Below are 20,187 nucleotides of genomic sequence, written 5' to 3'. Positions count from 1 at the left end.
CACTGGCGGCTGGTCGGCCTCACCGAAACCGGCCGGAAAGCCGCTCTGCGACGAGTCGGACGCAGGCCGCTTCCTCGAAGCCGACTGAGCACCGCTAGACGTTTCGGGACAGTGCCGGAACCGCTCAGCTTCAGGGCCCGCCGCACCCCGGCTGACACGGGAGTGTGCCGTGCCCACTCGGACGGGCCATCCGACTGGTTACCGACGGGTAACAAGGACTATCGTCGGGGCCGGATCTGTCGTCTCGTCGTCAGGAGCTTTTGTGGCCGCACCAGGTACCCCGCTCGCGCCGCACGCGCGGGCGGTGCGCAACGTCGCCTTCGTCGAAGGGGTACGGACCCCCTTCGGCAAGGCCGGGGACAAGGGGATCTACGCCGGCACCCGCGCCGACGACCTCGTCGTCAACGCCATGCGGGAACTGCTCCGGCGTCATCCCGAGCTGCCACCTGAGCGCGTGGACGAGGTCGCCATCGCGGCCACCACGCAGATCGGCGACCAGGGCTTGACGATCGGCCGGACCGCCGCGCTGCTGGCCGGGCTGCCGAAATCCGTGCCGGGCTTCGCGCTGGACCGCATGTGCGCGGGCGCGATGACCGCGGTCACCACCGTCGCCAGCGGGATCGGCTTCGGCGCGTATGACATCGCCATCGCGGGCGGGGTCGAGCACATGGGCCGTCACCCGATGGGCGAGGGCGTCGACCCGAACCCGCGGATCATCGCCGACAAGCTCGTCGACCCGACGGCGCTGGTCATGGGCCAGACCGCGGAGAACCTGCACGACCGGTTCCCCGCCATCACCAAGCAGCGCACCGACGCGTACGCCGCCCGCAGCCAGGAGCGCTACGCCGAGGCCGTCAAGACCGGCAAGATCGGCCCCGAGCTGGTCCCGGTCGCCACCCGTTCGAAGGAACTCGGCTGGGGTCTCGCCACCGAGGACGAGCCGCCCCGCCCCGGCACCACGCTCGAGACGCTCGCCGGGCTGAAGACGCCGTTCCGCCCGCACGGCCGCATCACCGCGGGCAACGCCGCCGGGCTCAACGACGGCGCCACCGCTTCCCTGCTCGCCGACGAGGAGACCGCGCTCGAGCTCGGCCTGCCGATCGGCATGCGGCTCGTCGGGTACTCCTTCGCCGGGGTCGAGCCGGAGGTCATGGGCATCGGCCCGGTGCCTGCCACCGAGAAGCTGTTCAAGCGCACCGGCCTGTCGATCGACGACATCGGCCTGTTCGAGATCAACGAGGCGTTCGCCGTCCAGGTGCTCGCGTTCCTCGACCACTTCGGCGTCGACGACGAGGACCCCCGCGTCAACCAGTGGGGCGGCGCAATCGCTTGCGGTCACCCGCTCGCGTCCTCGGGCGTGCGGCTGATGACGCAACTTTCGCGTCAGTTCGCCGAGCGTCCCGACGTGCGCTACGGCATCACCACCATGTGCATCGGTATCGGCATGGGCGGCACCATTATTTGGGAAAACCCCGTCTGGGAGAACCCGGCCTACCAGGGGGCGAAGTAATGACTTTCACCGCCGAAGCGGCCAAGGCCGCCTTCCCTGACGAGGTCGTCACGACCGCCGTCACCCGCCTGATCAAGGTGCCCGGCCTCGACGGGCAGGTCGCGCTGATCACCCTCGACAACGGGTACGACCACACCCGCCCGTCGACCTTCGGGCCGCAAGGCCTGGTCAGCTTGAACGCCGCGCTGGACGTCGCGTTCGCCGCCGAACCCGCCGCGATCGCGGTCACCGGCAAGCCGTTCATCTTCGCCGTGGGCGCGGACCTGTCCGGCGTGGAAGCGGTGTCGGATCCGGCGCTGGCGCGGGAAATCGCCCAGACCGGGCACGACGTGTTCCGTCGGCTCACCGAGACCGACATCCCGACGTTCGGTTTTGTCAACGGCGCGGTCATGGGCGGCGGGCTCGAACTCGCGCTGTCCTGCAAGTACCGCACGCTGTCGGAGAACACGGCCGCGATCTCGTTCCCCGAGGTCTTCCTCGGCCTGTTCCCCGGCTGGGGCGGCACGCAGCTGCTGCCCAACCTGATCGGCCCAGACGCCGCGGTCACCGTGATCATCGAGAACGCGCTGAACCAGAACAAGATGCTCAACGTCAAGCAGGCGGCGGCGCTCGGCATCGTCGACGAGGTCTTCGGCTCGGCCGACTACCTCGAGCAGTCGTTGCTGTGGCTGGCCAAGGTCGTCAACGGCGAAGTCACCCCTGCTCGCCGCGAGATCGACCGCGGCGCCGAGTGGGACAACGCCATCGCGCGCGCCAAGTCTATTGTGGACGGCCGGACGCACGACGCCTCGCCGGGCGCGACCAAGGCCGTCGAGCTGCTGGAACTGGCCCGCGATAACGACCTCGACCGCGGTTACGCGGCGGAGACCGACGCGCTCGCCGAGCTGCTGCTCAGTGATGTCCTGCGCGCCGGGCTGTACTCGTTCAACCTGGTCAACAAGCGCGCGAAGCGGCCCGCCGGTGCGCCGGACAAGGCGTTGGCGCGCAAGGTGACCAAGGTCGGCATCGTCGGCGCGGGCCTGATGGCCAGCCAGCTGGCACTGCTTTTCGTGCGACGGCTGAAGGTGCCGGTCGTGCTGACCGACGTCGACCAGGAGCGCGTCGACAAGGGCGTTGGGTACGTCCACGCCGAGATCGACAAGCTGCTGGCCAAGAAGCGCACCTCGCAGGACGGCGCGAACAGGCTGAAGGCGCTCGTCTCCGGTTCGCTCGACAAGGCCGCGTTCGCCGACGCCGACTTCGTCATCGAGGCGGTGTTCGAGGAGCTGGGCGTCAAGCAGCAGGTGTTCGCCGACCTGGAGAAGTACGTCAAGCCCGAGGCGATCCTGGCGACGAACACGTCGTCGCTGTCGATCACCGCGATGGCGTCGAAGCTGGAGCACCCCGAGCGGGTCGTCGGCTTCCACTTCTTCAACCCGGTTGCCGTGCTGCCGCTGCTGGAGATCGTGCGCGGCGAGAAGACCGACGACGCGAGCCTGGCGACGGCGTTCTCGGTCAGCAGGCAGCTGAAGAAGTCCAGCGTGCTGGTCAAGGACGCGAGCGCGTTCGTGGTCAACCGGCTGCTGCTGCGCTTCCTCGGCGAGGTGCTGGTCGCGGTCGACGAGGGCACGCCGTTCGAGGTGGCCGACAAGGCCCTCGAACCGCTCGGCCTGCCGATGTCGCCGCTGACGCTGATGCAGCTCGTCGGCCCGGCCATCGCGCTGCACGTCGGCGAGACGCTGCACGAGGCGTACCCGGACCGCTTCGCCGTCAGCGACAACCTGGCGAAGTTCGTCAAGGCGGGCAAGAAAGGCGTCTGGCTCTGGGACGAGAAGAGCAACGCCACGGTCGACCCCGAGGTCGCCGAACTGTGGCAGCGCGGCGACTCACCGTCCACAGTGGAGCAGGTGCGGGAGCGCGCGCTCGCGGCCATCGCCGAGGAGATCCGGATCATGCTCGACGAGGGCGTGGTCGCGGAAGCGCAGGACATCGACCTGTGCCTGATCCTCGGCGCGGGCTGGCCGTTCTGGCTGGGCGGCATCACGCCGTACCTGGACCGCTCCGGCGTGTCCGAGCGGGTCAACGGCAAGCCGTTCCTGGCGCCGGGCGTCGCTTCGGTACCCAGCGCGTAGGCGGAGTCGGGGCCCCTTCGGCGATGCCGGAGGGGCCCTTGCTTCACGCCGCTGGCCGGGCAGTCCAGGTTCGGGAGCAGGTTGCCCGCGGCCGCCGACCGCCTGGCGAACTCGCTCAGGTCCTGGACCTCATGGGGTGCCGGGTACCGGCCGCGCAGCTCGGTTGCCCACCGGGCCAGGTCCACATTGGCGGGCAGGTATTCGGGCCGCGCGAGCTTCAGCAGTTCGGGCTTGTCCTTGAAGATCACGTGACTCGCCGGTTCGACCGCGACGCCGGGCGGGTCTGGGTCGGCCACGGCGGGCTCGCGCGGGAACTCGAGGTCGGGGTGTACTCCGGGAGCGGCACCGCGACGCTCGGCGGACGCCTGCGGGTGCACCGCGGCGAATCCGTGACGGTCGTGGTGTCGGCGCGGCTGGCCGACCGGCCGAACAGCGGCGGCACGATTCCGCGGCTCGGCAGGCTGGACGTCGTCGCGGGCCCGGTGACCGGACCGGCCGCCGACCGGGAGACGATGACCGCGCCGGGCACCCGGGTGGTCGAATCCTTCGAGCCGCGGTGGCATCCCGGGCGCCGGGTCGCCTTCCAGCACATGTTTCGCGCCGTGCGGGAGCCGTTCTTCGTCCGCGTGCGCGGCACGGACGGCAAGGAGCACGTCACCGGCGGAATCGAGCCGACCCCCGACGTCATCGGGCAGTCCAACCCGTTCGAGGATCTCTGGCTCTACTCGAACCCGATCTTCATCGACGTCCGCTAACCCCCCGCGACTCGTCGATAGATCGACCGGTTGCGGGTTCAGGGGGCGGCGGGCAGGTGGACGATGACGGAGAGGCCGCCGCCCACCACGGGCTCCGCCGCGACGCTGCCACCGTGCGCCTGCACCGCCGCGCGCACGATCGAGAGCCCCAGCCCCGCACCGGAACGCGCGGTGCGGGCGATCCCGGCGCGGCGGAACGGCTCGAACAGTTCGGGTACGGTCGCGGGATCCAGCAGTCCGCCCGACGAGCGCACCCGCAGCACCGACCACTGTGGACCGGCCTGCGTGACGACCTCGATCCAGCCGTTGACCACGTTGTGCCGCACGGCGTTCTCCAGCAGGTTGCCCGCGATCCGGTCCAGCAGCGCGGGATCGCCGAACGCGGGCGCGCTCGCGGTGACGAACCCCGCGCGGATCCCCTTCCGCTCGGCTTCGGACCGCACCGCGCGCCAGGCGACGTCCACCACGACGGCGAGGTCGACGAGCTCGCGCACCACCAGGCCCGCGCCGTCCGTCTTCGCCAGCAACAGCAGCGAACCGACCAGCTGCCCGGCTCGTTCGGTGGCGTCGAGCACGACGTCGGCGCTCCGCCGCCGCGCCGGCACCTCGCCGTGCTCGTCGGCCAGCGTCACGTCCAGCTCGGTGCGGATGACCGAAAGCGGGGTCCGCAGCTCGTGGCTGGCGTTGGCCACGAAATGGCGCTGTGCCTCGAACGCGCACTGCAGCCGGTCGAGCATGTCGTCGAAGGTCCCGGCGAGTTCGGCGAGTTCGTCCTTGGAGCGGACGTCCCCGATCCGCTCCCCCATCGACTCGATCGACAGCCGCCGCGCGGTGCCGGTGATCTCCCGCAGCGGGAGCAGCACGCGCGAGGTGAACGTCCACGCCAGGATGGCCGCGGCCGAGACCACGAAGAAGAACGCGAGCGAGCCGAACAGCAGCACCCGGTTGCGGGCGTGCAGCCGGAGGTGCTCGGCCAGGGTGGAGGCGTCGACGTCGATGCCGCCGACCCGCACGGAGGTGCCCGGCGGCATCTGCGGCACCGCGGCCACGGCGTCGCCGATCAACGTCCACGCCAGCCACAGCAGCAGCAGGCTAACCGCGGCGACCAGCAAAGTCGCGAGCAGCGTGATGCGCACCCGCAGGCTGCGCACACCGAAGAGGCTCGCGCGCGGGCTCACCCGCGGATGGTCCCCTGCTCCGGCACCCGGTAGCCCGAACCGACCACGGTCTCGATGATGCCCGGCTCCCCGAGCTTCTTGCGCAGGGTCATCACGGTGACCCGCACGGTGGTGGTGAACGGGTCCGCGTTCTCGTCCCAGACGCGCTCCAGCAGCTCCTCGCTGCTGACCACCGAACCGGCGGCGGACAGCAGCACCTCGAGCACACCGAACTCCTTGCGCGTCAGCTCGACCGGGCCGCTGGTGCGGCGGACGGTCCGGCGCGCCGGGTCCAGCTCGACGTCACCTGCGGTCAGCAGCGGCGGCGCGGCCGGGGTCGCCCGGCGGCCGAGCGCACGCACGCGGGCCACGAGTTCGGGGAACGCGAAGGGCTTCGCGAGATAGTCGTCGGCGCCCAGCGACAGGCCCTCGACCCGGTCGGAGACCGAGCCGCTGGCAGTCAGCATGAGCACCCGCGTCAGCTCGCCGGAGGCCACGATCTCGCGGCACAGCTCGTCACCCGACATCCCGGGCAGGTCACGGTCGAGCAGCACGACGTCGTAGCGCGTCACCGTCGCCTTCTCGTGGCCGTCGTCGCCGTTGAGCGCGATGTCGACCGCCATCCCCTCGCGGCGCAGACCGCGCGCGATGGCGTCGGCGAGGGGCTCTTCGTCTTCCACTACCAGGATCCGCACGACACCACGTTGCCACAAGTTCCTGAGAGTGACCTGTAAGGACACTCCCCGTCCCCCCGCACTTGCGATGAACGGACCGTTCATCGCGAGTGCGGGACCCAGCGGAGCGCGAACCAGAGCTGCATCCGGACCTCCGGATCCGCCAGGTCCACGTCCAGGGCGCGCTCCACCTGGCCGATGCGGTGCCGGACGCTGTTGCGGTGCACGCCGAGCTCCGCGGCCGTGCGGTCCCAGCCGCCGTGATGCGCGAGCCAGGTGCGCAACGTCACCACCAGGTCACGGTCCTGCGCGCGATCCAGGTCGAGCACCGGGCGCAACGTCCGCGCCGCGAACCCCTCCGCCGCGCCGGGCGAGACGACGGCGTCGAGTCCCAGGTCCGACGCCACCACCGGGTGCCCGAGCGCCCGTGCCCGGTCCAGCAGCAGCTCCACCTCGGCGGTCGCGTCCCGCAGCCGGGACGCCGGGACGGGACCGCTCGCGACGGCCAGCCAGCCGTACGCGCGCAGCGGGCCGAGCGGGGGAACCGCGGCTGTGATGGCGACGAACCGGGGCCCCGGCAGCAGCTGGACCAGCGGGGTGTCAAGGCGGGCGCGCAGCCAGTCGTAGCGCGCGGCGACCTCGCCGGGCCCGCGGCGGTGGGCGATCCCGGCGATCAGGCGGCAGTCGGCCGAGCCCACCAGCGCCGCGGTCACCGGCTCGGGCTCGGTCCGCCCGAGCAGCAGGGCGGTGGCCGCGGCACCCAGCTCGGCGGCGTCCGAACCGGCCCGGCCGACCAGTCCGAGCAGGGCGGCGCCGACGGCGAGGATCGCCCGGTCACCGCTGTCGTATCGGCTGTCGCGCCCCACCACCAGCAGGTGCGACGCGGTCGCCTGGGGGTACACCGGCTGGGCGACCACGACCGTGCCATCGGCGACCTCGGTGGACGCGCTGCGGATACCGCTGCCGGTGCGCAGGGCGGCCAGCAGCTCGCGGACCTCGGGCGGCAGCGGCGACGGGGCGCCGTGATCGGCCGCGAGGATCTCGTCGGCGCCGATGAGCGCGACCCAGCAATGCAGCCGGGTCCCCAGCGCGCCCACCAGCTCGCCGAGCCCTTCGCTCGCCGCCCTGGTCAGCGCCTCCCGCGCCGCGGAGATCCGCCGCTGTTCGCGCTGGCCCGCCTCGCTCAGCGCGACGGACACCGCGCGGCTGATCGCGAGGAACGGGGTCCGGGGGCCGACCACGAGCAGCGGGAGGCCGTGCCGGACGCACGCCCGGCGCAGCGACGCCGGGAGCGTCTCGGACATCGACGGGGTGAGCCCGAAACCCAGCGCGGTGACCCCGCCCTCGCGCAGCCGCCGGACGTAGTGGTCGACCTCGGCCTGCTCGACCGGCAGGTTCACCCCCGCGGTGAGCAGCAGCTCGTGCCCGACCAGGTAAGGCGTGGGGTCGCGCAGCTCGCTGACGTGCGCCCAGCGCACCGGCCGGTCGAGCGCGCCGGGCCGCAGGCTCTCCGGCACCACCTCGACGGCCAGCTCCGAGTTGCCGACGACCGCACGTAACGGGACATTCACCTCGTCGGCGTTCAAAGCGAGACTCTGGGTCATTTCATCCTGCCGGTGGTGGACCTTCGGATGAATCCTCCCATGTTCGTGCCGACCCGGCCGGACCTACGGTGACCCGGACAACACCGGCAGCAGACGAGGAGGACACCGTGGGCGGTGACTACGCGGTGATCGCGCTCTATATCGCGGGCATGATCGGAGTCGGCTGGATCGGCTTGCGCCTGGCCAAGACCAAGTCCGACTACCTGGTCGCCGGGCGGCGGCTGGGCTGGTTCATGTACTCCGGCACGATGTCGGCGGTGGTGCTCGGCGGCGCCTCCACCGTCGGCGGGGTCAAGCTCGGCTACACCTACGGCGTCTCGGGCGCCTGGCTGGTGATCACCATCGGCATCGGCATCCTGGTGCTGCACGCCGTGTTCGCGCGACGGCTGGTGAAACTCCGCGTCTACACCGTCGGCGAGATGCTGGACCTGCGCTACGGCGGCTCCACCAGCGCGATCTCCGGCGTCGTGATGTGGGTCTACACGCTCATGCTGACGGTCACCTCGACGCTCGCGTTCGCGACGATCTTCAAGGTGCTGTTCGCCCTGCCGAACTGGGCGGGCATCGCCGTCGGTGGCTCGATCGTGGTGCTGTACTCGGTGCTCGGCGGCATGTGGTCGATCACGCTCACCGACATCGCGCAGTTCGTGATCAAGACCATCGGCATCCTTTTCATCCTGCTGCCGGTCGCGATCAACTCCGCGGGCGGTTTCGCCGGGATGCGCGAACGGCTCGACGCGAGCTACTTCGAGTTCACCGCCATCGGTGGCTCCACGATCTTCACCTACGTCCTGATCTACAGCTTCGGCCTGCTCATCGGGCAGGACATCTGGCAGCGGGTGTTCACCGCGCGCACCCCGGCCGTCGCGACCGGCGGCGGCATCATCTCCGGGGTCTACTGCCTGGTCTACGGCGTCGCGGGGGCGCTGATCGGGACCGCGGCCAAGGCGCTGTACCCGGACCTGGGCAATGCACAGGACGCGTTCGCCACGATCGTCGAACGGCTGCTGCCCACCGGCGTGCGCGGGCTCGTGCTCGCCGCCGCCCTCTCGGCGATGATGTCCACCGCCAGCGGCGCGCTCATCGCGTGTTCCACGGTCAGCACGTCCGATCTGCTCGGCAAGCTGGGCCTGAAAAGCAAGTCCGGCGAGGGTGAGGTGACCAGGAACCGGATCGCCACCTTCGTGCTCGGCGTCCTCGCGATCGGCATCGCGATGATCGTCGACGACGTGGTCGACGCCTTGACCATCGCCTACAACATCCTGGTCGGTGGCCTGCTCGTGGCGATCATCGGCGCGCTGTTCTGGAAACGCGGCACGCGGCCCGGCGCGCTGGCGTCGATGATCGCGGGCACCCTCGTGGTCGTCGTTTCGATGATCACCCTCGGCATGGAGGCCAACGAGCCGATCTACTTCGGACTCGGGGCGAGCCTGGTGATCTACGTGGTGGTCAGTCTCGCCACCCCGCGGACCCCGGCCGAGATCCTCACCGTGTGGACGCGCCGCCTCGACGGCAGCGCGGTCGCCGAAGAAGAAGCGGCGAAGGCCGCCGTCAGCTGATTTCCCTGACCACACAACAAGAAGCAGGAGCAGTACCCGTGACTCACACCGCCCCGATCGGCCCCGTCGACTCGTCGAAGGTGCCGAGGTTCGCCGGCTTCGCCACCTTCGCGCGGCTGCCGAGGATCGATCAGGTCGACCGCGCCGACGTCGCCGTGGTCGGTGTCCCCTTCGACGCCGGGGTGTCCTACCGGCCGGGCGCGCGGTTCGGCCCGGCCGCGGTGCGGGAGGCGAGCCGTCTGCTGCGGCCGTACCACCCCGGCCTCGACGTCTCCCCGTTCGCCGCCGCCCAGGTGGTGGACGCCGGGGACATCGCGATCAACCCGTTCAACATCGGCGAGGCGATCGAAACCCTGCAGCAGGAAGCGGAAGCGCTCACCGCGGACGGCACGAAGCTGGTGACCGTCGGCGGCGACCACACCATCGCGCTGCCGCTGCTGCGCGCCGCCGCGAAGAAGCACGGCCCGGTGGCGCTGCTGCTTTTCGACGCGCACCTCGACACCTGGGACACCTACTTCGGCGAGCCGTATACCCACGGCACCCCGTTCCGGCGGGCGTCGGAGGAGGGCGTCCTCGACACGAGCGCGCTCTCGCACGTCGGCACGCGCGGCCCGCTGTACGGCAAGCGGGACCTCGAGGAGGACCGGCGGCTCGGCTTCGGGATCGTCACCTCGGGCGACGTCCTGCGCCGCGGGGTGGACGAGACGGTCGACGCGCTGCGCCAGCGCATCGGCGATCGCCCGCTCTACGTCTCGGTCGACATCGACGTGCTCGACCCGGCCCACGCGCCCGGCACCGGGACGCCCGAGGCGGGCGGGCTGACCAGCCGCGAACTGCTGGAGATCCTGCGCGGGCTGCGGGACTGCAACCTCATCGGCGCGGACGTCGTGGAACTGGCGCCCGCCTACGACCACGCGGAGATCACGGCCATCGCGGCGTCGCACGTGGCGTACGACCTCGTGAGCCTGCTGAGCTTGGGAGTGAAGAATGACTGACCTGGACCGGATCGGCGGTGACGTCGTCGTCGAGACGTTGCGCGCGCTGGGCGCCGAAACCGTGTTCGGCCTGCCGGGTCAGCACGCACTCGGCCTGTTCGAGGCCCTGCGCCGCGCGGACGACCTGCGGGTGATCAGCTCGCGGGTGGAGAACAACCTGGCCTTCGCCGCCGACGGGCACGCCCGCGCGAAGCTCGCGGCGAACCCGGACGGGCCTGTCCCGGTCACCCCGATGATCGTCTCGACCGGCCCCGGAGCGCTGCTGACGCTGGCCTCGCTGCAGGAGTCGCGCGCGGCTTCGGTGCCGGTGCTGGGCATCTCCAGCCAGATCCCGGTCGCCGGGCTCGGCGGCGGGCGGCACGGCTACCTGCACGAGCTGCCCGACCAGCAGGCGAGCTTCGCGGGCGTGGTCAAGTCGGTGCACGTGGTCCGGACGGTCAGCCAGATCCCGACCGCGCTGCGGGAGGCGTGGGAGTCCGCGGCGACCGTGCCGTACGGACCGGTGTGGGTCGAGATCCCCCAGGACGTCCTGCTCGCGCCCGCCTCGCTGCCGCGGCTGGCCTCGGTGACCGCGGACCCGGTGCCGCTGGTCCCGCTGCCCGAGCTGGTCACCGAGGCCGCGAACCTGCTGGGAGCGGCGAAGAACCCGGTGATCCTGGCCGGGGGCGGCGCGCTGCGGTCCGGTGCGCACGCCGAGCTGCGAGCGCTTTCCGAGGCCCTGCGCGCGCCGGTGGTCTCCACCTTCGGCGGCAAGGGCGTGTTCGCCTGGGACCACGAGCTGTCCGCGCAGTCGTGGCTGGAGGACTGGCACACCACCGAGTTCCTCGCCGGCGCGGACGTGCTGCTGGTGCTGGGTTCCGGGCTGGGCGAGCTGTCCAGCAACTACCGCGGGTTCGCCCCGCGCGGGCGGGTGATCCAGGTCGAGGCCGACCTTGGCAAGCTGGAATCGAACTACCCCGCACTCGGCATCCACGCCGACGTGAAGCTCACGCTGCAGGCGCTGCTGGAGTGGGTGCCGTTCCGCGACTCCGACGGCCACGCCGAAGCCGCGGTTTCGGAGCTGCTCGGCCAGGTGCGCGAACGTCTCGGCAGCCAGCACCTCGAGCTGGAGCACAAGCTGCTCGCGGACATCCGCGCGGCCGTGCCCGAGGGCACCCAGACCTACTGGGACATGACGATCGCGGCCTACTGGGCCTGGTCGGTGTGGAACGCCGAGGGCGCGCCGATCCACACCGCGCAGGGCGCGGGCGGGCTGGGCTACGGCCTGCCCGGCGCGCTCGGCGGCGCGGTGGCGACCGGCGGTCCGGTGCTCGCGGTTTCCGGCGACGGCGGCGCGATGTACGGCATCGCCGAGCTGGCCACCGCCGTGCAGCACGGCCTGGACGTCACCTGGCTGGTCGTCGACGACGGCGGCTACGGCATCCTGCGCGAGTACCTGACCGGCACTTTCGGCCGGTCCACCGCGACCGAGCTGGCCCGCCCGGACTTCGTCGCGCTGGCGAAGTCGTTCGGCGTGGCCGCGAAACTGTCCACACTGGACACTGTGGGCGCCGACCTGGCCGGGGCGCTGCGCACGCCGGGGCCGAGTGTGGTCGTCGTGCCCGCGCTGCTGACGATGTTCGCGCCGACCCACCTGGAGAAGTGATGACTGTCCTCAACTTCGTCGACGGCCGCGAAACCCCGGCCGCGGGCGGGCGCACCCTGGACCTGACCGACCCGGACACCGGCGAGGTGTTCGGCGCCAGTGTCCTTTCGGAACAGTCCGATGTGGACGCGGCACTGGTGGCGGCCGAGCGGGCTTTCAGGCTGTGGCGCAAGAGCACTCCGGCGGAGCGGCAGCTGGCCCTGCTGAAGATCGCGGACGCGGTCGAGGACCGGGCTGCGGAGTTCGCCGACGCCGAGGTCCGCGAGACCGGCAAGATCAGCCAGGTCGTGCTGGCGGAGGAGATCCCGGAGTGCGTCAGCGCGCTGCGGTTCTTCGCCGGGATGGCGCGGCAGCTCGAAGGCACCGGGGCCGGGAGTACCTGGCGGGGCACACCTCGGTGATCCGGCGCGAGCCGATCGGCGTCTGCGCGCAGATCGCACCGTGGAACTACCCGTTGCTGATGGGCGTCTGGAAGATCGCTCCGGCGCTGGCGGCGGGCAACACCGTCGTGCTGAAGCCCGCCGAGACCACGCCGTCGACGGCGGTGCTGCTGGCCAAGGTCGCGGCCGGGTTCCTGCCGCGGGGCGCGTTCAACGTGCTGTGCGGCGACCGCGAAACCGGCCGGGCGCTGGTGAAGCACCCGATCACCGAGCTGGTCTCGATCACCGGGTCGACCCGCGCGGGCATAGACGTCGCCACGGTCGCGGCGGCCGACCTCAAGCGCACGCACCTCGAACTCGGCGGCAACGCGCCGCTGCTGGTGTTCGACGACGTCGACCTCGCCGAGGCCGCCGAGGGCATCGTCGGCGCGGCGTTCTACAACGCCGGGCAGGACTGCACCGCGGGCAGCAGGGTGCTGGTCCACGCGTCGATCCACGACGAGTTCGTCACCGAGCTGACCAAGATCGCGGCCGCGCAGACCCCGGGCGAGGACTACGGCCCGCTCAACAGCGCGGCGCAATTGGACAGGGTGCGCGGGCTGCTCGAACAGCTGCCAGCGCACGCCCGGATCGAGACCGGCGGCTCGCCCGCGGGCGAGCGCGGGTTCTTCTTCTCCCCCACGGTCGTCAGCGCCGACCCGGCCCGGGCCCTCGCCCGGCCCAACGGCGTCCCGTACGGGCTGGCGTCCTCGATCTGGACCCACGACCTCGGCCGCGCGGCCCGAGTCTCGGCCGAGCTCGACTTCGGCTGCGTGTGGATCAACACGCACGGCCCGCTGGTCGCCGAAATGCCCCACGGCGGCTTCGGCCACTCCGGGCACGGCAAGGACCTCTCGGCCTACGCCTTCGCCGAGTACACCCGCGTAAAACACGTCATGACCCGTTTCTGACTGTCCCTGAAGGCCACCATCACGGCGTTTAACGCCGTCATGGTGGCCTTCAGAGGCAGTAGACGGGCGCGCTAGCGACGGCCGTCGTCCTGCGAGGTCTTCTCGGGCGACTCCGCCCGCTCGCCGCCGAGCCGCCCGGAGGCCCACTCCGTGACGCGGCGGGCGACGTCCTGCGCGGTGAGGCCGACGCGGGCCAGCACCTCTTCGCGCGAGCCGTGCTCGTGGAAGAGCTGCGGGACCGCGAGGTCGCGCAGCGGGACGTCGCACTCCGCGTCGCGGAAGATGGCCGCGAGCGCGGAGCCGAAACCGCCGTGGCGGCCGCTGTCCTCGACCGTGACGACGAGCTTGTGCTGCTCGGCCAGCGCGACCAGCTCGGCGGGCGCGGGCACCACCCAGCGCGGGTCGACGACGGTGACGCCGATGCCCTGGTCGGCGAGCCGGTCGGCGGCGGCGAGGCCGAGCACGGCGAACGCCCCCACCACGACCAGCAGCACGTCGGCGCCCGCCTCGGGCTGGGGACGGCGCAGGACGTCGACCGTGCCGATCCGCTCCACGGCCGGGACGGAGTCGATCACCCCGCCCTTGGAGAACCGCAGCGCGGTCGGCCCGTCGCCGACGGCGATGGCTTCGCGCAGCTCTTCACGCATCGTCGCGGCGTCGCGCGGTGCGGCGACCCGCATCCCAGGGACCATCCCGAGCAGCGAGAGATCCCACATCCCGTGGTGGCTCGGGCCGTCGGGACCGGTGATGCCAGCCCTGTCGAGCACCAGCGTCACCGGCAGCTTATGCAGGGCGACGTCCATCAGCACCTGATCGAACGCGCGGTTGAGGAACGTCGAGTAGAGGGCCACCACCGGGTGCTTGCCGCCCATGGCGAGCCCGGCGGCGGAGGTGACGGCGTGCTGTTCGGCGATGCCGACGTCGAACCAGCGGTCCGGATACGCCTGGGAGAACTTCTCCAGCCCGGTGGAGCGCAGCATCGCGGCGGTGATCGCCACGACGTCCTCGCGCTCGGCGCCGATCTTGACGAGCTCGTCCCCGAACACCCCGGTCCAGCTCGGCCCCTTGGCGGGCGGCAGGCCGGTCTCGGGGTCGATCGGGTCGGTCTGGTGCATCTGGTCGGCCTCGTTGTTGACCGCGGGCGCGTACCCATGGCCCTTCTCGGTCACCACGTGCACGATCACCGCGCCGCCGAAGGCACGCGCGCCCTGGAAGGCCTTCTCCAGCGCGTCGAGGTCGTGGCCGTCGATCGGGCCGAGGTACTTCAGGCCCAGGTCGGAAAACATCGCCTGCGGGCTGAGCGCGTCCTTGATCCCGGCCTTCGCCGCGTGCAGCGCCGCGTAGATCGGCTTGCCGACGACCGGGGTGTGCCGGAGGATCTCGCGCCCGCCGTCCAGGAGCCGCTCGTAGCCGGGCTGCAGGCGCAGCGACGCGAGGTGGTCGGCGAGGCCGCCGATGGTCGGCGAGTAGGAGCGGCCGTTGTCGTTGATCACGATGACGACGGGGCGCTGCCGGTTGGCGGCGATGTTGTTGAGCGCCTCCCAGCACATGCCGCCGGTCAGCGCGCCGTCGCCGACGACGGCGATCGCGTGGCGCCCCCCGCCGGACAGCTCGAACGCCTTCGCCAGACCATCCACATAGGACAGTGCGGCGGAGGCGTGGCTGCTCTCGACGAGGTCGTGCTCGCTCTCCGCGCGGGACGGGTAGCCGGTGAGCCCGCCCAGCTGGCGCAGCTTGCCGAAGCCGTCGTGGCGGCCGGTGACGATCTTGTGCACGTAGGCCTGGTGACCGACGTCCCAGACGATCGCGTCACGCGGGGAGTCGAACACGCGGTGCAGGGCCATCGTCAGCTCGACCACACCGAGGTTCGGGCCGAGGTGCCCGCCGGCGAGGCGGACCTTCTCGACGAGGAAGTCCCGGATCTCCTCGGCCAGCTGCTCCAGCTGTTCGGCGTCCATCCGCTTCAAGTCAGCCGGTCCGTGTACGGACTCCAGCATCGTCACACTCCACCTCGCCTGTCTCGCTTCGTATCTCTCTCGCAGCGCTCCGGTCAGTCTACGGAGGACCGCCATGCCACTACCGTGGCGGCGGGAACGGTGTGTCACATCACCGAACGGCCCGCCCCTCTCCCGTGAACTGGCGGCGGCCGTCCGAGGCCTGGATAATCGTAGCTCGACGACTGAGCGTGAGCCCTAGCGGAAGAGGCTTGATGGCGGATTTCTACATCGACGGCAAGTGGGCCGAAGCCCGCGAAGGCGGCAAGCGGGAGATCCGCTGTCCGGCGGACGGTTCCCTGGTCGCGACGGTCGACGAGGGAACCAGGGCGGATACCGAAGCCGCCATCGCGGCCGCCAGGAAAGCCTTCGACGCCGGCCACTGGTCCGCCACCCCCGCCGCCGAGCGCGGCGACCTCCTGCTGAAGGTGGCCGGCCTGCTCGACCGCGACGCCGAGGCGTTCGCGAAGGCCGAATCGCTCGACATCGGCAAGCGGCTCGTCGAAAGCCGCTATGACATGGCCGACATCGCGGCCTGCCTGCGCTACTTCGGCAAGCTCGCGGCCAACGACGCCGGCCGCGTGGTCGACACCGGCAACCCGGACGCCTTCAGCCGGATCGTGCACGAGCCGGTCGGGGTCTGCGGGCTGATCTCGCCGTGGAACTACCCGCTGCTGCAGACCATCTGGAAGGTCGCCCCGGCGCTGGCCGCGGGCAACACCTTCGTGCTCAAGCCCAGCGAGCTGACGCCGCACACGTCGATCATGCTGATGAAGCTCCTGGAAGAGGCCGGTCTGCCCGCGGGCGTGGGCAACCTGGTGCTCGGCGCCGGTCCCCAGGCGGGTGCGCCCCTGTCGGAGCACCCGGACGTGGACCTGGTCTCGTTCACCGGCGGCCTCGCCACCGGCAAGGTCATCGCCGCCACCGCGGCGGCCACGGTCAAGAAGGTCGCGCTGGAGCTCGGCGGCAAGAATCCGAACGTGGTGTTCGCCGACGCGGACTTCGAAACCGCGGTGGACTACGCGCTGACCGCGATCTTCCTGCACTCCGGCCAGGTCTGCTCGGCGGGCGCGCGGCTGATCGTGCAGGAGGAGTGGCACGACCGGTTCGTCGACGAGCTGGTCCGCCGGGCCGAGCTGATCCGCCTGGGCGGCCCGTTCGACGAGCACGCCGAGACCGGGCCGCTCATTTCCGCCGCCCATCTGGCGAAGATCGAGCGTTATGTGGAGGCCGCGCTGGCCGAAGGCGCGGTCCTGCGCACCGGCGGAAAGCGCCCCGACGACGCAGCACTTGCGAAGGGGCATTACTACCTCCCGACGATTCTCGATCACGTGAAGCAGGGCAGCAGCGCCGTCGTCGACGAATCCTTCGGCCCGGTGCTCACGGTCGAGACGTTCACCGACGAGGACGACGCCGTCCGCATCGCCAACGACACCCACTACGGGCTGGCGGGCGCGGTGTTCACCAACGACGCCTCGCGCGCACAGCGCGTCGCGAACCGGCTACGGCACGGAACCGTGTGGATCAACGACTTCCACCCCTACCTGCCGCAGGCCGAATGGGGCGGGTTCAAGCAGTCCGGGTTCGGCCGCGAGCTGGGCCCGACCGGACTGGCCGAGTACACCGAGGTCAAGCACGTCTACCAGAACCTCAAACCAGGCCCGCAGTACTGGTTCGATGGGGAGCCCGCCGGTAGGTAGTCCGATCGTGAACAACCGAAAGGACCACCCGTGAGCGCCGACACCAGCGATCAGGAACTCAACGACTTCGGTTACACCAACCAGCTCAAGCGAACACTCGGCAGCTTCCACACCTTCGCCGCCGGGATCAGCTACATCTCCGTGCTGACGGGCGTGTTCCAGCTCTCCTACCTCGGCCTTTCCGAGGGCGGCCCGGCCTATTGGTGGTCGTGGCCGCTGGTGTTCGCCGGCCAGCTGATGGTCGCGCTGAGCTTCGCCGAGCTCGCCGCCCAGTACCCCGTGGCGGGCTCGATCTACAACTGGGCGAAGAAGCTCAGCAACTCCCACGTCGCCTGGATGGCGGGCTGGATGATGCTGCTGGCGTCGATCGTCTCGATCTCGGCGACGGCACTGGCGTATCAGCGGACGCTGCCGCAGATCTCGTCGTTCTTCCAGGTCATCGGCGACGGCACCGGCACCAGCGACGCCGCCAACGGCGTCCTGCTGGCGTCCCTGCTGATCGTGTTCACCACCTTCGTCAACGCGTTCGGCGTCAAGCTGATGGCCAGGATCAACAGCGCCGGGGTGTTCATCGAACTGCTCTTCGCGGTCCTGCTGGTGATCTTCCTGGCGGCGCACTTCACCCGAGGCCCGAGCGTGGTGACCGAGACCCTGGGCACCGGGGACGGCCACGCGGGCGGCTACCTCGGCGCGTTCCTGATCGCGGCGATCGCGTCCTCGTACGTCATGTACGGGTTCGACACCGCCGCGTCGCTCGGCGAGGAGTCCAAGGATCCGCACACCAACGCGCCCAAGGCGATCCTGCGGGCGCTGATCGCGTCGTTCGTGCTCGGCGGGCTCATCATCCTGTTCGCGCTGATGGCCGTCGGGAACATCAACGCCCCCGAGCTCGGCACGATCGGCCTGCAGTTCGTGCTCACCGACGCGCTCGGCGGCACGATCGGCCGGATGTTCCTGTTCGTCGTGTTCATCGCGATCACGGTGTGCGTGCTCGCCGTGCACACCGCCGCCATCCGCATCGCGTTCGCGATGGCGCGGGACAACGCGCTCCCCGGCGGCTCGAAACTCGCCAAGGTCAACAAGAAGACCGGCACGCCGGTGCTGCCCGCGGTGCTCATCGGGATCATCGCGATCGCGCTGCTGGCGGTGAACATCAACTCCTCGCAGATCTTCTCCGCGGTCACCAGCCTGGCGATCATCCTGATCTACGTGGCCTACCTCCTGGTCACCGTGCCGCTGCTGCTCAAGCGGTTCAAGGGGCAGTGGCCGCGCAAGGACACCCCAGCGGGCCGGTTCTCCCTCGGCCGCTGGGGCCTGCCGGTGAACGTCGTCGCGGTCCTGTGGGGCATCGGGATGACGATCAACCTCGCCTGGCCCCGCAACGAGATCTACAACGCGGCCCCGCCGTATCACTGGTACCTGAAGTGGAGCTCGGTGCTGTTCGTGGCCGTGTTCGCCATCGGCGGGTTCGCCTACTACTGGTTCGTGCAACGACACAAGGTGGGGGTGCTCGCCGATCACGCGGGACACCGCGTCGCCCCGCCCGGCGAAGGGACAACAGCGCAGTGACTGCGGAGTTCGACTACATCGTCGTCGGCGGCGGGACAGCGGGTTCGGTCGTCGCGGCCCGGCTTTCGGAGGACCCGGACGTCACCGTCGCCCTGCTCGAGGCCGGACCGTCCGATGTGGACGATCTGGCGGTGCTGGAACTGACGAGGTGGATGGGCCTGCTGGAATCCGGCTACGACTGGGACTACCTGGTCGAGCCGCAGGAGTCCGGGAACTCGTTCCTGCGCCACGCGCGTGCCAAGGTGCTCGGCGGCTGCTCCTCGCACAACTCGTGCATCGCCTTCTGGGCGCCCGCCGAAGACCTCGACGAATGGGCGTCACGCGGGCTGACCGGCTGGTCGAGCGAGGACATTTTCCCGCTGTACAAGCGACTCGAGACCAACGACGGGCCCGGCGAGCACCACGGCCGGTCCGGCCCGGTGACCATCCGCTCGGTGCCGCCGCATGACCCGACGGGCGTCGCGCTGCTGCGGGCCTGCGCGCAGGCCGGGATCCCGACCACGGAGTTCAACTCCGGCAAGACCGTGACGCACGGCGCGAACTGGTTCCAGATCAACGCCCGCGAGGACGGCACGCGCTCGTCGGCGTCGGTGTCCTACCTGCACCCGATCATCGGGCAGCGCCCGAACCTGCACCTCCTCACCGAGGCGCGAGCCAAGCGGCTGACCTTCGAGGGCAAGCGCTGCACCGGCGTCGAGTACCTCAGCGACGACCTGATCCACAGCGTGGAACTGAAGGCGCGGCGGGAGGTGATCGTCAGTTCCGGCGCGATCGACACGCCGAAACTGCTGATGCTGTCGGGCATCGGGCCCGCGGAGCACCTGCGCGAAGTCGGCGTCGAGGTGCTCGTCGACTCCCCCGGCGTCGGCGAGAACCTGCAGGACCACCCCGAGGGCGTCATACAGTGGGACGCGCTGCAGCCGATGGTCACCGAATCGACGCAGTGGTGGGAAATCGGCATCTTCACCACCACCGAGGCCGGGCTCGACCGGCCTGACCTGATGTTCCACTACGGGTCGGTGCCGTTCGACATGAACACCCTGCGGCACGGCTATCCGACCACGGAGAACGGCTTCTGCCTGACTCCGAACGTCACCCGCAGCCGCTCCACCGGCACGGTTCGCTTGCGCACCAGGGACTTCCGCGACAAACCGAAGGTCGATCCGCGGTACTTCTCCGACGAGCACGACATCCGCGTGATGACCCACGGCATCAAGCTGGCGCGCAAGATCGCCGAACAGCCCGCGCTCGACGAGTGGGCGGGCATCGAACTCGCGCCGGGCAGGGACGCGAAGTCCGACGACGAGATCGCCGACTACCTGCGCAAGACGCACAACACCGTCTACCACCCGGCGTGCACCGCGAAGATGGGCGCCGACGGCGACCCGCTGGCCGTGCTCGACGAGCGGCTGCGCGTGCGCGGCGTCGAGGGCCTGCGGGTCGCCGACGGCTCGGCGATGCCGTTCCTCGTAGCGGTGAACCCGTGCATCACCACCATGGCGATCGGTGAGAAGTGCGCCGACCTGATCAAGGAGGACGCGAAGACCCGCTGACCATCGACGCTCGGGCACGCCACGACCGCAG

At 70.6% G+C, this 20,187-nt stretch carries 12 protein-coding genes and 2 pseudogenes; 10 read left to right on the top strand and 4 right to left on the bottom strand.

What is annotated here, in order from left to right:
* Positions 1-304 precede the first annotated feature (304 nt).
* The 3 genes and pseudogenes from QMK34_RS34025 to QMK34_RS34015 all read left to right on the top strand — a co-directional run.
* Positions 305-1,510 carry a thiolase family protein gene (locus tag QMK34_RS34025; RefSeq protein WP_326418796.1) on the top strand — a complete coding sequence of 402 codons (1,206 nt, stop codon included), beginning with the start codon at positions 305-307 and terminating at the stop codon, positions 1,508-1,510.
* Positions 1,510-3,621 (top strand): 3-hydroxyacyl-CoA dehydrogenase NAD-binding domain-containing protein, encoded by a 2,112-nt coding sequence (locus QMK34_RS34020; protein WP_326418788.1) that lies wholly within the window; start codon positions 1,510-1,512, stop codon positions 3,619-3,621. Before QMK34_RS34025 ends, QMK34_RS34020 begins: the two co-directional genes overlap by 1 nt.
* Before the next feature lie 272 nt (positions 3,622-3,893).
* A pseudogene (locus tag QMK34_RS34015) lies at positions 3,894-4,376 on the top strand (histidinol-phosphatase); the annotation flags it as partial.
* 38 nt (positions 4,377-4,414) lie between these two features.
* On the opposite strand, the gene QMK34_RS34010 reads toward QMK34_RS34015, so the two are convergent.
* From QMK34_RS34010 to QMK34_RS34000, 3 genes are all read right to left on the bottom strand, one after another.
* Entirely contained in the window at positions 4,415-5,554 is a 1,140-nt protein-coding gene (locus tag QMK34_RS34010) for a sensor histidine kinase (protein ID WP_326418787.1), read from the bottom strand.
* Positions 5,551-6,228 (bottom strand): response regulator transcription factor, encoded by a 678-nt coding sequence (locus QMK34_RS34005; RefSeq protein WP_326418786.1) that lies wholly within the window; start codon positions 6,226-6,228, stop codon positions 5,551-5,553. Before QMK34_RS34005 ends, QMK34_RS34010 begins: the two co-directional genes overlap by 4 nt.
* An 80-nt stretch (positions 6,229-6,308) precedes the next feature.
* A complete protein-coding gene (locus tag QMK34_RS34000) occupies positions 6,309-7,811 on the bottom strand; it encodes a PucR family transcriptional regulator (protein WP_326418785.1) in 1,503 nt (500 codons plus the stop codon).
* A 107-nt stretch (positions 7,812-7,918) separates the two neighbouring features.
* Here QMK34_RS34000 and QMK34_RS33995 point away from each other — a divergent pair, with 107 nt between their 5' ends.
* The 4 genes and pseudogenes from QMK34_RS33995 to QMK34_RS33980 all read left to right on the top strand — a co-directional run bounded on the left by QMK34_RS33995 (position 7,919) and on the right by QMK34_RS33980 (position 13,340).
* Entirely contained in the window at positions 7,919-9,370 is a 1,452-nt protein-coding gene (locus QMK34_RS33995) for a sodium:solute symporter (protein ID WP_326418783.1), read from the top strand.
* Between the two features lie 38 nt (positions 9,371-9,408).
* Positions 9,409-10,365 carry an agmatinase gene (speB, locus tag QMK34_RS33990; RefSeq protein ID WP_326418782.1) on the top strand — a complete coding sequence of 319 codons (957 nt, stop codon included), beginning with the start codon at positions 9,409-9,411 and terminating at the stop codon, positions 10,363-10,365.
* Complete coding sequence (locus QMK34_RS33985; protein ID WP_326418781.1) at positions 10,358-12,010, top strand: thiamine pyrophosphate-binding protein; 1,653 nt, start codon at positions 10,358-10,360, stop codon at positions 12,008-12,010. The genes speB and QMK34_RS33985 overlap by 8 nt, the downstream gene beginning before the upstream one ends.
* Positions 12,007-13,340, top strand: a pseudogene (locus QMK34_RS33980) (aldehyde dehydrogenase family protein). The gene QMK34_RS33985 and the pseudogene QMK34_RS33980 overlap by 4 nt, the downstream one beginning before the upstream one ends.
* Positions 13,341-13,411: 71 nt before the next feature.
* Here QMK34_RS33980 and dxs read toward each other — a convergent pair.
* Positions 13,412-15,343 carry a 1-deoxy-D-xylulose-5-phosphate synthase gene (gene dxs / locus QMK34_RS33975; RefSeq protein WP_326418780.1) on the bottom strand — a complete coding sequence of 644 codons (1,932 nt, stop codon included), beginning with the start codon at positions 15,341-15,343 and terminating at the stop codon, positions 13,412-13,414.
* A gap of 206 nt (positions 15,344-15,549) precedes the next feature.
* On the opposite strand from dxs, the gene QMK34_RS33970 reads away from it, so the two are divergent.
* Genes QMK34_RS33970 through QMK34_RS33960 form a run of 3 tightly spaced genes read left to right on the top strand, consistent with a single transcriptional unit; the run spans position 15,550 to position 20,156 of the window.
* Positions 15,550-17,034 carry an aldehyde dehydrogenase family protein gene (locus tag QMK34_RS33970; protein ID WP_326418779.1) on the top strand — a complete coding sequence of 495 codons (1,485 nt, stop codon included), beginning with the start codon at positions 15,550-15,552 and terminating at the stop codon, positions 17,032-17,034.
* Between the two features lie 30 nt (positions 17,035-17,064).
* Positions 17,065-18,603: an APC family permease gene (locus QMK34_RS33965; protein ID WP_326418778.1), complete on the top strand. Its 1,539-nt coding sequence runs from the start codon at positions 17,065-17,067 to the stop codon at positions 18,601-18,603.
* Positions 18,600-20,156 carry a GMC family oxidoreductase gene (locus tag QMK34_RS33960; RefSeq protein ID WP_326418777.1) on the top strand — a complete coding sequence of 519 codons (1,557 nt, stop codon included), beginning with the start codon at positions 18,600-18,602 and terminating at the stop codon, positions 20,154-20,156. The genes QMK34_RS33965 and QMK34_RS33960 overlap by 4 nt, the downstream gene beginning before the upstream one ends.
* The last annotated feature ends 31 nt before the right edge of the window (positions 20,157-20,187 follow it).

Origin of the sequence: Amycolatopsis sp. H20-H5 (assembly GCF_035828755.1) — a bacterium.
GTDB lineage: Bacteria > Actinomycetota > Actinomycetes > Mycobacteriales > Pseudonocardiaceae > Amycolatopsis.
Note: the sequence above shows the minus strand (reverse complement) of the source record. Positions and strands in the feature narration are given on the sequence as shown.

What these genes read in the sequence shown, in the direction of transcription:
- QMK34_RS34020 (WP_326418788.1), top strand. Translation starts at nt 1,510, where the DNA reads ATGACTTTCACCGCCGAAGCGGCCAAGGCCGCCTTCCCTGACGAGGTC.
- QMK34_RS34000 (WP_326418785.1), bottom strand. Translation starts at nt 7,811, where the DNA reads ATGACCCAGAGTCTCGCTTTGAACGCCGACGAGGTGAATGTCCCGTTA.
- QMK34_RS33985 (WP_326418781.1), top strand. Translation starts at nt 10,358, where the DNA reads ATGACTGACCTGGACCGGATCGGCGGTGACGTCGTCGTCGAGACGTTG.
- QMK34_RS33970 (WP_326418779.1), top strand. Translation starts at nt 15,550, where the DNA reads ATGGCGGATTTCTACATCGACGGCAAGTGGGCCGAAGCCCGCGAAGGC.